This is a genomic window from Ruminococcus bromii (assembly GCF_002834225.1).
In the GTDB taxonomy this organism is placed as follows: Bacteria; Bacillota; Clostridia; order Oscillospirales; family Acutalibacteraceae; genus Ruminococcoides; species Ruminococcoides bromii.
Genome location: NZ_NNSR01000026.1, coordinates 52194 through 64212, shown reverse-complemented (window position 1 = coordinate 64212; position 12019 = coordinate 52194). Strand labels below are relative to the sequence as shown.

General features: G+C 39.2%; 14 protein-coding genes. 3 read left to right on the top strand and 11 right to left on the bottom strand.

The window, feature by feature from the left end; genetic code table 11:
• Positions 1 to 2: 2 nt before the first annotated feature.
• Positions 3 to 1724, top strand: a complete 1722-nt coding sequence (locus tag RBATCC27255_RS01790) for a hypothetical protein (protein WP_101028469.1) — start codon at positions 3 to 5, stop codon at positions 1722 to 1724.
• Between the two features lie 29 nt (positions 1725 to 1753).
• Here RBATCC27255_RS01790 and RBATCC27255_RS01785 read toward each other — a convergent pair whose 3' ends face one another.
• The gene (locus RBATCC27255_RS01785; protein ID WP_101028468.1) at positions 1754 to 2629 is read right to left on the bottom strand and encodes an RluA family pseudouridine synthase; all 876 of its coding nucleotides are present in this window, start codon (positions 2627 to 2629) and stop codon (positions 1754 to 1756) included.
• Positions 2622 to 2894, bottom strand: coding sequence for a DUF1294 domain-containing protein (locus tag RBATCC27255_RS01780; RefSeq protein ID WP_015523875.1), 273 nt, complete (start codon positions 2892 to 2894; stop codon positions 2622 to 2624). Before RBATCC27255_RS01780 ends, RBATCC27255_RS01785 begins: the two co-directional genes overlap by 8 nt.
• A 23-nt stretch (positions 2895 to 2917) precedes the next feature.
• Between RBATCC27255_RS01780 and RBATCC27255_RS01775 the strand changes: the two genes are divergently transcribed.
• Positions 2918 to 4150 carry a glycoside hydrolase family 10-like protein gene (locus tag RBATCC27255_RS01775; RefSeq protein ID WP_101028467.1) on the top strand — a complete coding sequence of 411 codons (1233 nt, stop codon included), beginning with the start codon at positions 2918 to 2920 and terminating at the stop codon, positions 4148 to 4150.
• Here the strand turns inward: RBATCC27255_RS01775 and mtaB are convergent.
• Positions 4142 to 5434: a tRNA (N(6)-L-threonylcarbamoyladenosine(37)-C(2))-methylthiotransferase MtaB gene (gene mtaB / locus RBATCC27255_RS01770; protein ID WP_101028466.1), complete on the bottom strand. Its 1293-nt coding sequence runs from the start codon at positions 5432 to 5434 to the stop codon at positions 4142 to 4144. The two genes, RBATCC27255_RS01775 and mtaB, sit on opposite strands and share 9 nt — an antisense overlap.
• Before the next feature lie 118 nt (positions 5435 to 5552).
• Here mtaB and RBATCC27255_RS01765 point away from each other — a divergent pair, with 118 nt between their 5' ends.
• Positions 5553 to 5792, top strand: coding sequence for a hypothetical protein (locus RBATCC27255_RS01765; RefSeq protein WP_101028465.1), 240 nt, complete (start codon positions 5553 to 5555; stop codon positions 5790 to 5792).
• A gap of 66 nt (positions 5793 to 5858) precedes the next feature.
• On the opposite strand, the gene hisE is transcribed toward RBATCC27255_RS01765, so the two are convergent.
• Genes hisE through hisZ form a run of 8 tightly spaced genes read right to left on the bottom strand, consistent with a single transcriptional unit; the run spans position 5859 to position 12007 of the window.
• Positions 5859 to 6191 carry a phosphoribosyl-ATP diphosphatase gene (gene hisE, locus RBATCC27255_RS01760; RefSeq protein WP_046432104.1) on the bottom strand — a complete coding sequence of 111 codons (333 nt, stop codon included), beginning with the start codon at positions 6189 to 6191 and terminating at the stop codon, positions 5859 to 5861.
• 13 nt (positions 6192 to 6204) lie between these two features.
• Positions 6205 to 6519: a phosphoribosyl-AMP cyclohydrolase gene (hisI, locus tag RBATCC27255_RS01755; protein ID WP_015523877.1), complete on the bottom strand. Its 315-nt coding sequence runs from the start codon at positions 6517 to 6519 to the stop codon at positions 6205 to 6207.
• A gap of 7 nt (positions 6520 to 6526) precedes the next feature.
• Positions 6527 to 7246 carry a 1-(5-phosphoribosyl)-5-[(5-phosphoribosylamino)methylideneamino]imidazole-4-carboxamide isomerase gene (gene hisA / locus RBATCC27255_RS01750; protein WP_101028464.1) on the bottom strand — a complete coding sequence of 240 codons (720 nt, stop codon included), beginning with the start codon at positions 7244 to 7246 and terminating at the stop codon, positions 6527 to 6529.
• On the bottom strand, positions 7246 to 7824 hold the full coding sequence (hisB, locus tag RBATCC27255_RS01745) for an imidazoleglycerol-phosphate dehydratase HisB (protein WP_021883055.1): 579 nt from the start codon (positions 7822 to 7824) through the stop codon (positions 7246 to 7248). Before hisB ends, hisA begins: the two co-directional genes overlap by 1 nt.
• A gap of 4 nt (positions 7825 to 7828) precedes the next feature.
• Positions 7829 to 8881, bottom strand: a complete 1053-nt coding sequence (gene hisC / locus RBATCC27255_RS01740) for a histidinol-phosphate transaminase (RefSeq protein ID WP_101028463.1) — start codon at positions 8879 to 8881, stop codon at positions 7829 to 7831.
• Between the two features lie 16 nt (positions 8882 to 8897).
• The gene (gene hisD / locus RBATCC27255_RS01735) at positions 8898 to 10190 is read right to left on the bottom strand and encodes a histidinol dehydrogenase (protein ID WP_101028462.1); all 1293 of its coding nucleotides are present in this window, start codon (positions 10188 to 10190) and stop codon (positions 8898 to 8900) included.
• On the bottom strand, positions 10187 to 10816 hold the full coding sequence (gene hisG, locus RBATCC27255_RS01730; protein WP_015523882.1) for an ATP phosphoribosyltransferase: 630 nt from the start codon (positions 10814 to 10816) through the stop codon (positions 10187 to 10189). The genes hisD and hisG overlap by 4 nt, the downstream gene beginning before the upstream one ends.
• A 24-nt stretch (positions 10817 to 10840) precedes the next feature.
• Complete coding sequence (gene hisZ, locus RBATCC27255_RS01725; protein ID WP_101028461.1) at positions 10841 to 12007, bottom strand: ATP phosphoribosyltransferase regulatory subunit; 1167 nt, start codon at positions 12005 to 12007, stop codon at positions 10841 to 10843.
• Positions 12008 to 12019 lie beyond the last annotated feature (12 nt).

Below are 12019 nucleotides of genomic sequence, written 5' to 3'. Positions count from 1 at the left end.
TTATGAAAGATAAAATATTAAACGCACTAAAAAGCAAGACCTTCTTTGCTTTGGCAATTAATATTGTTATTATGGCTTTGATTATAGGTGTTACTGCATTTTCCTATGACAGTGCTGACGATTTTTACAATTCTTTATATATCTGTCAGTATCATAACTATTACAATAATGATATTAACTACATTTTTGCGACAATTACCGGTTCATTGCAGTACATTCTTTTGAATTTCAACTGTTTTGTACTTTTTCAAATTCTTCTCTCCTGTGCCGCTTTTTCTTCTGTTACATTTGTTTTTGCCGATAAATTTGGAAAGCACAAGGCTTTCATATTCACTCTTGTGCTGAATATTTTGTTTTCATTTGACCATTATTCAAACATTTTAAGCAGTAAAACTGCAGCTTTGCTGCTTACGGCAGGGTTTCTGATGGCACTTAATGCAATCAGAAATAAAAGGTACTCTCTCCCGTTTTGGATTGGTGTACTTGAAGTTATATTCGGAACATTTTTATGTTTCAAATATTTCTTTGTGGGACTTGCATTTTTCATTGCATTCTTCATCGGTGATATGATTGCAAAAAGGAAGTACAAGTTGCCGTTCAGAAAATTTTTCTGGTACTTCAGACCTTTTGTGCTTGTATTTGTCTTTATTGTTCTTGTCGGCTGCGGTCTTGAATATTATTCATATTCGGTCAATAATGCAAATGCAGAAACTTCGGGGCTGTACAGATACAGCGTCCTTGCCGATAAGACCGATGATAATGCTTTTCCAAACTATTCCGATTACTGTGAGGAGCTTAATTCGGTCGGAATAAATTCGGCAAATGAGTATGAACTTTTTGTTGACGGATATTATGATGAAAACAACGGACTGAATACTGCTGCCCTTAAAAAGGTTGCAGATATTCAAAAACGGGAAAATCCGTATAATTTTTTTGATAATGCGGGTGCATTGTTTTCAGATGCATGGGGACATATTATAAATTTTGATTCATATCTTATTGCTTTTGCGGTAATACTTGCCATTATGGTTGTTTTTGTTACCGTTCAGAAAAAAAGATTTGCCTTCTTCCCTGCTTTGTATTTTGCGGTGGGATTTGCGGCTTGTATGTATGTTCGTTATGCAATGGATTCTTCGGCATACACAATGTACGGAATTTTGCTGATGATTTTTTCGTTTACAATGTATTCGTTTGATTTCGGTCATCTCAGAAAAGATGAATACAGCAATATTACAGATAAAAGCAGAAAAACTGTCCTTATTTCGGTTATTGTACTTGTGATATTAGGTGTGGCAAGCTGTGTATCATATTTCTTCCATATCACTCCTGTTTCATATGACAAAAAGCCGAGTGACCTTTACACTGAGGTTGAACGCCATCCTGAAAATTACTATGTTCTCGACCCTGTAACAGCTAAAGAATATATTTCATATACCGATAACTATATTCATCCGCTTTGGGGATTTTCTTCAGATTTTCTCAGTAATGTTGACGGTTTCGGCTATCTTCATCGGACAAATCAGCTTGTGAACCGCAACCTCTCAACAAATATTTATGAGGCGGTCGTTGACGGAAGAAATGTATATGTTATCGATAAGAACATTACTTTTATCAAAGAAAATTATCTTAACCAATATTACGGCAAAAAAGATTCCATCATTGTTTACAAGGATGAAAAGGAATTCAACGGATTTACAATTTACAGCGTAGACAGAGTTAAATAACACTAAAAGAGGATTGAACAATTAAAAGTTCAATCCTCTTTGTTGTTTATTACAGACTGCATATCTTCGGGAATTTCGGCAGTAACAGTAATGTATTCATTTTTTATCGGATGATAAAATTCAAGTCTTGCACAATGAAGTGCCTGCCTTGAAATTTTATCAAGTTTTCCGCCGTACAAGTCATCGCCCATAAGCGGATGCCCTAAATAAGCCATATGACAGCGAATCTGATGTGTTCTGCCGGTTTCAAGCCACAATTCAAGCAATGTAAAATCTTTTGTTGCAATAAGCGGTTTGTAGTGTGTAACTGCTTTCATTCCGTCATCACGGACAATTCGCACCATTTTGGAATCATCACGCAAATCCATTGGCTTATCAACTACACCTTCAATATTTATTTCACCCTCGCATAAAGCGTAATAGACTTTATGCGTTTTATTTTTTACGGCATTGGCTGTAAAACGGTTTTTGGCTATGAGAACAAGCCCTGAGGTATCCTTGTCCAGTCGATTAATTGCCCGAAATACAAACGGCTTGCCGTTTTGACTGCAATAGTACGAAACAATATTTGCAAGCGTATCGCTTTGGTGCTGCTTTACAGGATGAACAGGCATGGAATGCGGTTTGTTTACCACAAGAAAATGTTCATCCTCATATCTTATATCAAGCGTCCCCTTTGTCGGTTCAATTTCACATTTTTCATCGGGAATTGCAATTGAAACGGTTTTTCCGCTTTGCACACAGTCAATTGTTCTTAAAATTTTCCCGTCCATCAAAATACCGTCTTTTTCTCTTTTAAGCCGTGTTATTATTCTTGCAGAAAGACCGCATTTATCACGCAGAAATCTTTGAGCAAGCATATTGTCACATTCGTCATGTACGGGAAAATACAGTCTGTCAGACATAAATCATCCTCCAAACAAAAAACAGAATTATCAGCTGAATAATAAATATTATCGGTATGCCGAGCATAAATTTAATGTGTCTTGTTTTGTGTCTGATTAATTGCATTGTAATGTACATTGCAACACTTCCTCCGAGTGCGGAGAGAATCAGCAATGTGCTTTCTCTTACTCTCCATTTGCGGTGAATTGCAAAGTATTTGTCACAGACTGTTACGATAATTGATATCAGGCTGATGATGCAAATGTATATGATGAAAATTTCCATGAGAACTCCAAAGGATGATTTGATTGAAAAACAAAAAGATTGTTCCGATTATTGTATCTGTAATAGCTATGTTAACCGTTATCTGCATAAGCTCATTTACAAGAGAAAAACCGCCTAAAAAGCAGAATGATATCGACAACATTGCAGCTTTATCATCAAAGGCAACTACCGACACACCCGAAAGTGATGAAGAAATGCGTGGTGTGTGGGTATCATATATGGAGCTTTCTATGGAAAATGAAAGCTCAAAAGCACAAAAAGCGTTTGAAGATAAATTTACCGAAATAGCACAAAAATGCCGTGAAAGCGGTTTCAACACACTTATTGTACAGGTACGCCCCTTTTGTGACGCATTATATAAGTCAAGCTATTTTCCGTGGTCACATATTCTCACGGGTACGCAGGGTGAAAATCCTCAATATGACGCACTGCAAATTATGTGTGATATATGCAAAGAAAACAATTTGAAAATTCACGCATGGATAAATCCGTACAGAGTCAGTTCAAATGAAACTCCGAGTAAACTTTCAGACAACAATCCTTACATAAAAAATCCCGAAATTGCCATAAAAACCGACAACGGAATTTTTCTTGATCCGTCAAATGAAACTGCACAACAGCTTATTTGCGATGGTGTAAAGGAAATTGCGGAAAAATATGATGTTGACGGGATACAATTTGACGACTACTTCTACCCTACTGAGGATGAAAGTTTTGATGAAAAGCAGTATGAGGCTTATATTGAAAAATACGGTAAAGAAAACTGTATGAGTCTTGATAATTGGCGAATGCAAAATGTAAATACGCTGATTTGTAAGGTTTACAGAACAATAAAAAGTGTGGATTCGTCAGTTGAGTTTGGCATATCACCGCAAGGCAATATAGGTAACAATGACGGATTGTATGCCGATGTAAAATCGTGGTGTACCTGTAAAGGCTTTGCAGATTACATCTGTCCGCAAATTTACTTTAGCCTTGAAAACCCAGCTCTGACTTTTGAAGACTGCCTTGACAGCTGGACATCTCTTGATTTTGACGAAAATGTAAAATTGTATGTCGGTCTTGGCGGTTATAAGGCAGGTAACGGCGAATATGACGAAGAAACATGGCTTTTAAGCGACAGTATTCTTGCCGATGAATACGATATTTTGCGTAACAACAAATCTGTCAGGGGCTTTATGCTTTACAGCTATAATAGCCTTGAGGATGATACTGCAAAAAAAGAGATTAATAATCTGATTAACGCTTTAAACTAATTCAGCATCGCAGTAGTCATCAAATGATTTTGTAATTTTCACATCAATAATTTTACCGCAGAGATTTGTATCTTCGGAATTAATATGAACAGGCGTGTAGTTCTTTGTGTAACCCTCAAGATAACCGTGACGGAGCCTTTCAACGAGAACAGATTCACAAAGGCCAACCTGCTCTTTAAGAAATTCCCTTCTGGTTTCATCGCAGACCTGCTCCATAATTTTGGCTCTCTGCTCTTTAATTTGGGGATCAATTTGATTTGGTGCTTTATCGGCAACAGTGCCTTTGCGGCGTGAATACGGGAAGATATGCACCTTTGCAAAGCCGATTGACTTTACAAATTTAAGAGATGCGTTGAAGTCTTCCTCTGTTTCACCGGCAAATCCAACCATTACATCGGTTGTCATAGAACTGTTTTCAAAAGCGTTTCTGAGATTTGTAACAATTTCAGCGTATTCGGCGCAATTGTAGTGACGGTTCATTGCTTTGAGTGTGTTATCGCAACCGCTTTGTAGTGAAAGATGAAACTGCGGACAGAACTTTGGCTGTGCGGCAAGACGGGCAATCATTTCTTTATCCATTCTTTCGGGTTCGATTGAACCGAGTCTTACACGGTCGATTCCGTCAACTGAACAAGCACATTCTACAGCATCAGCAAGGTCAAAATCTTCGTCAAGACCGTAGGCGGAAAGGTTAATACCAACGAGAACAACCTCACGGTAACCGTTTGCGGCAACCTGAATAAGCTCTGCCTTTAAATCTTCAAGAGATTTTGAACGCACTCTGCCCCTTGCATACGGAATAATGCAGTAAGAACAGAATCTGTTGCAACCGTCCTCAATTTTAATGAAAGCCCTTGTATGCTCGCCGAGTGACGATACGGAAAGGTTTTCGTATTTTTCGCCTTTTCCGATATGCTCTGTTATATGAACAAACTTCTGTTTTTCTTCGAGAAACTTGTAAATTGAAGGAACGAGTTCGGCTCTCTTTGCATTGCCGAGAACGATATCGCAATTTGAAAAGTTCTCGCTTACTTCGGGGAAAGCCTGTGGCATACAGCCGGTTAAAATAACAATTCCGTCAGGATTTTCACGGCGGACACGGTTTAGAATCTTGCGGTTTTTTGCATCACTTACGGATGTTACCGTACAGCTGTTTACGATTGTTATGTCAGCCCTGTCCCTGTCATCCGAGAGAAGAAAACCGTTTTTCAGCATATCTTCACGCATTGCCTGTGACTCATACTGATTAACCTTGCAACCGAGTGTTATTATATTAAAATTCATTTAATAATCATCCTTTTTTAGGTAAATAGTTGAAATTGCAAAAATTCATCAATTTATTGTTGATTTTAACAAATATCAATGATAAAATATAGACAAGTTAAACAATGGAGGTGAGATCTTGTTTTCTGTACCGGTTTCAATAAAAGATAAAAAAGAAATGATCGATATGTTTGAAACTCTTGCTCACTTTCCGGATACAGTAATGATGCTTAGAAACGGCGATAATACCGTTGACGCTCATTCTTTGATGGGTTTTTTTACAATTGATGAAAAAATGCCGATTGAGCTTCTTCTTGAATCTGAGCCTGACGATAATCTCAAACAGGCCATTTCAAAATTCGCATTTGTTAACGCATAAATAATATAATATTACATATTGTTAAGCCCTATGACCAAAGTCATAGGGCCTTTTTGTTCGTCTTTATTAAGAATTTTTATCGACAACATGGAACTTTTTAAGGTTTCCTGTCTTCTCACTTCTCTTGTCAAGCTCGGCAAGAACATCCTCGAGCGGAATACCAAGCTTTACCATCATAACTGTGAGATGATAGATGAGGTCAGCAATTTCATAAACAGTTTCGCTGTTGTCATCGTTCTTTGCCGCAATGATTGTTTCACTGCACTCCTCGCCTACTTTTTTAAGAATCTTGTCAATTCCTTTATCAAGAAGGTAGCAAGTGTATGAACCCTCTTTTGGATTATCTCGTCTGTTTTCTACTGTAGCATAAAGTGCTTCAAGAACTTCTCTGTCGTTCATATTAAAATTCTCCTCATTTTAATTTTTTAAAAAAGCAGGAATGATTTCCCGTGTGGCAGGCCGCACCTGTCTGTTCAACTGTGATGAGCAATGTATCGTCGTCGCAGTCGGCATATATATCAATTACCTTTTGTAAATGACCTGATGTTGCACCCTTGTTCCAAAGCTCCTGACGGCTTCTTGACCAGAACCATGTGTAACCGGTTTCAAAAGTTTTTTGCATACTTTCACGGTTCATATATGCAAGCATAAGTACCTCACCCGTTGACTTTTCCTGAATAATTGCGGGAATAAGTTCGGATTTTACAAAATATTTATCAAGATCCATAATTACCTCAGATTTTATTTGTTACTTCAATCGCCTGTTTCAAATCGAGCGAACCTGTGTAAATAGCCTTGCCGCAGATTGCACCGTAGACATCGAGTTCTGCAAGATTTATGATATCCTTGAGAACTGCAACACCGCCGCTTGCGATAATATTACAGCTGACTTCGTGAGCAAGGTTATCAAGCTGTTTAAGGTTAGGACCTGCAAGAGTACCGTCCTGATCAATGTCTGTGAACACAATAGTCTTTACTCCGACATCTTCCATACGCTTTGCAAGCTCAATGTAGTTGATTTCCGAATTGTCAATCCAACCTTCTGCACGAACCATGCCTTCCTTTGCATCAATGCCAACTACAATTCTCTCGCCGTATTCTTTTACGGCATCAATAACAAGCTGCTGGTTTTTAACTGCGGCTGAACCGAGAATAACACGGTTTATTCCTCTTGAAAGATAGTATTCAACCGCCTTCATATCACGGATTCCTCCGCCGACCTCAACAGAAAGTCCCGAGACTTTTGCAACATCTGCAATAAGATCGGCATTAACAAGCTTTGCATCTTTTGCACCGTCAAGGTCAACCATATGCATCCACTCTGCACCTGCGTCAGCAAAGCCCTGAGCGGCAATATATGGGGACTCTGCTACCTTCTGAACGGTTGCATAATCACCCTTGAAAAGACGGACACAATTGCCGTCTTTTATGTCAATAGCGGGTAAAATAATCATTATAACACTCCTTTAGTAGAAAGAAGTACATTTGAAGAATTTTGCTTTACTGCAAGACGGAGTGCGTGTGCGCAAGCCTTGTACAAAGCCTCTGTGATATGGTGAGAGTTGTCACCGTAAACAGATTTGAGGTGAAGTGTGATTTGTGCGTTAAATGCAAATGCACGCATAAATTCTACTGTCATTGAACAGTCATAGCCGCCGCATCTTTCCTGCGGAAAATCAGCGTCGAATACAAGATAAGGTCTGCCGCTGATGTCAACCGATGCAAACGCAAGCGCTTCGTCCATAGGAACATAAAAACTGCCGAATCTTTCAATTGACTCTTTTGTTGAAAGAGCCTCTGCAAATGCTTTGCCGAGAACTATACCTGTGTCTTCAACGGTGTGGTGTTCGTCAACATAGAGATCGCCTTTTACCGAAACCTCAAGTCCGAATCTGCCGTGAGTGGCAAACGAATTGAGCATATGGTCAAAAAAGCCTATGCCTGTATCAATTTTAATATCGCCGCCGTCAAGATTAAGTTTTAGCTTTATGTCGGTTTCCTTCGTTTTACGCTCAACATATGCACTGCGCATATAATCACCTCGATAAATAAGTTTTAATGCAACTTATCAGTTCTTCATTTTCTTCTTCTGTGCCAACGGAAATTCTGATGTAATCGCCCATAAAACGGATTACAATTGAATTGTCCTTGAGATAGTTCCACAAGTCTTTGCCGAATGATGTTTTAACAAAAACAAAGTTTGCACAACTGTTGTAAACCTTAAAATCATCGGAAAGAGCGGACAACTCCAATAAGTCATTATACAGCTTTTCTCTGTTTCTGACAATTGTTTTTTGTCTGTTTTTGAGATAATCTTTATTTTTATATATTATACTGCCGACAACCTGAGAAAATGTGTTCACATTGTACGGAGATTTTACCGCTTTTACAGCTCTTGAAATTGTTTCATTTGCAACGGCAAAACCGAGTCTGAGTGCCGCTGAGCCTACTGCCTTTGATGCGGTTCTGAAAATAATGAGATTTGAATACTTTTCGACCTCATTTATAAGACTCTGATCCCAGAAATCCATATATGCTTCGTCAAGAATTACAAGTGCATTTACGCTTGTAACAAGCCTGCGTGCATCTTCGTCGGTCATACCCTGTCCTGTCGGATTGCATGGGTTTGAAAAAAGCAGAAGTTTGATATTGTCACGATTTACCTTTTCAATAAGTGCATCCGTATCAATTGAAAGGTCGTCAGATTTGATAAATGTGTCACATTCGACCTCACAGATTGATGAATAGAATTTGTACATTGAAAAATCGGGAGCAACGCAAAGCATCCTGTCCCCTTTTTCCATAAATGCGGCTTCAACCAAAAAGATAAGTTCATCTGAGCCGTTGCCTGCGGTTACATATTTTGGATTGATTCCGTAATAATCCGCAAAAGCCGTAACAACCTTTTCCGCAAGCGGATCGGGATAGCGGTTGAAATCAATTGTATCAATTGCATTTTTGATTTCTTCTTTGATGAAATCAGGATAATTTTCGGGACATTCGTTTGCATCAAGTCGAATTTTATATGTACCGCTGATTGGTTCATACGGTTCAAGTTCACGGATTTTTTTGTTTAATTCATAAGACATTGCATAACTTCCATTCTTATTTCATATCAAAACGCACTTTAATTGAATTTGCGTGTGCTGTAAGTCCTTCTGTTTCTGCAAAGCGAACTACATCTTCGGCATCTTTTCTCAAAGCGTCTTCCGTATAGTAAATAAAGCTTGATTTCTTTACAAAGCTGTCTACCGAAAGAGGTGAGAAAAATCTTGCCGTGCCACTTGTCGGAAGAACATGGTTAGGACCGGCAAAATAGTCGCCCAGAGGCTCGGGACTGTAGTTGCCGAGAAATACAGAGCCGGCATTATCAAGCTTGCCGACATACTCCATTGGGTTTTCACAACAAACCTCAAGATGTTCGGGAGCAAGCTCGTTAGCAAATTCAATCGCCTGTGACATATCACTGCATACAATAATTGCGCCGAAATTGTCAACCGATGAGCGGATAATATCTTTTCTTGAAAGAGCGGTCATCTGCTTTTCAAGCTCTGTTTCAGTTTCTTTTGCAAGCTCTTCGCAGTCGGTAAGAAGAATTGCAGATGCAAGCCTGTCATGCTCTGCCTGACTCATAAGGTCTGCGGCAAGGAATTTGGGATTTGCAGACTTATCGGCAATGATGAGTATTTCACTCGGACCGGCAATCATATCAATGTCAACTGTTCCGTAAAGAAGTTTTTTTGCTGTTGCAACAAAGATATTGCCGGGTCCTACGATTTTATCAACCTTCGGTACAGTTTCTGTACCGTATGCAAGTGCGGCTACTGCCTGTGCACCGCCCATAAGGAAGATTCTGTCAACACCTGCTACCTTTGCGGCGGCGATGATATTCGGATTCGGTGTACCGTCCTTCTGCGGAGGTGTACACATAATAATCTCCTCAACACCTGCAATTTTGGCGGGAACTGCGTTCATAAGAACTGATGAGGGATATGCGGCTGTGCCGCCCGGAACATAGATACCTACTCTTTTAAGACCTCTGATTCTCTGTCCCATCATTACACCGTTATTCTTTGTTGTGAGCCAGCTCTGCTGAACCTGTCTTTTATGGAAATCCGCAATATTTGCGGCTGCTTTTTTGATTGTTTCAAGATAATCCTTATCACATTTTTCAATAAGGCTGTCGATTTCATCGGAAGTAATTTCTACCTTTTCAGGTGCTTTTCCGTCAAATTTAACGGTATATTCCTTTACGGCTTTATCACCGTTTTCTGCAACATTTTCGATGATTTCCGAAACAATCGGAACTACATTTTTATCTGAATTCTGCGCTCTCTTTTTGAGCAAATCAATAAATTCATATTCGTTTTTTCCGTCTGCTACAACAGTTGTAATCATTTTGTGACAGCCTCCAGTTTCTTCTGCAATTCTTCAATTTCAGCCTTGCGCAGTTTAAGACTTGCCGTATTGGCAATAAGTCTTGCTGAAATATCACATACCCATTCAATTACTTCAAGTCCGTTAGCCTTGAGCGTTGAACCTGTTTCTACTATATCTACAATACCGTCTGCAAGACCTACAAGAGGGGCAAGTTCAACGGAACCCTCAATCTTAATAATTCTTACATCCATATCTTTATCGTCAAAAAAAGCTCTGGTTACATTCGGATACTTTGTTGCGATAGTTTTTGTATTGTAACCGCTGTAAAAATCAGTATCTTTTTTTGTTGCAAGGGCAAAACGGCATTTGCCGAAGCCCAAATCGAGCAGTTCATAAAAAGATGAACCGTTTTCAAGAATTGTGTCCTTGCCGACAACACCAAGGTCACACACACCGTGCTCAACATATGTAATAACATCTGCGGCTTTAGCAAGCACAACTTCGAAATCATTGTTACCGATCGGAAGAATAAGCCTTCTTCCCTTGTTTTTTACCTCATCACAATTATATCCGATTTTTTCAAGAAGTTCGATTGTAGTCTTTTCAAGTCTGCCCTTTGTCAGAGCAATTCTTAATGGTTTCATATTTAATCCTTTCCGACAGCTTGATTATACTATTTCTACTTTAGCTATTCCTCTTGATTTTGCAAACTGTTCTGTTTCTTCAAGAGTTTCAAGTACGCTGAACTGTGCCTTTATTCCCTTTTCATTAAGCTCGTCAACATATCTGAGAGCCTTCATTTCATGTCCGTTTTCTGCAAAAACGAGAACATCGGGATTATCTGAATAATTTACATCATCATCGGAAAGATGTTTCATTGTAATTGCGTCTGTATCAATCGCAAAGCCTGCCGCACCCATAGGAGCGTCAAATTCGCTGAGAAGATCGTCATATCTTCCTCCCGAAATAACAGCGTCACCGATTCCGTTAATATACCCTGAAAATACGATTCCCGTATAGTAATCGTTTCTCTGAACAAGTCCGAGGTCGATGATAAGCTTGTTGCCGAGTTCAAGCACGGAAAGTTCTTTATAGATTGTGTGGAGATAATCAAGAGCGTTTTCGGCGCCTGTACCTTTGCAGATGTCATATGCCTCATCAAACACTTCTTCACCGCCGAAAAGTGACGGGAGCGAACGGATTGCGGAAACTGTCTTGCAAGGCTTGAGTTTGTCAAGAAGATTGTTAAGCGCCGAGTAGTTTTTACTTTCGATTGATACTCTGATTTTTTCTTTGTAATCGTTATCAATATCGAGTTCTTTTGACAGAGCATTGAATACTTCGGCGTGTCCGAGTTCAATTCTGAAATCATCGGCAACGGCTGAAATGCTCTTTATTGCCGAGGTGAGAATTTCAAGGTCGGCTCTTTTTCCTTTTGCCCCGAGAAGCTCAACACCCATTTGGAGAAATTCGTTTCTTCTTCCTGCAAGTGACGGATTATTGCGATATACTGCCTGCTTGTAATAAAGACGAACAGGAAGTGTATTGTTTTTCAGTCTTGTAGAAACCATTCTTGCAATCGGCAGAGTGGAGTCAGGACGAGCAACAAGAAGTCTGCCCTTGTTGTCGGTTGTCTTAAACATTGATTCCTGCGAGATTCCGCTTGACGGAATTGAAAAGACATCATAAAATTCAAGGGCAGGAGTTATTACCCTTTTAAAACCGCCTTTTACAAATACCTTTTCAATGCTTGTGCAGATATAATCCATAGCGGAACATTCGGCAAAAAGAAAATCTTTTGTTCCCTCGGGAGTAATTTTCAAATTTTTCTTCATAATTACCTCTCA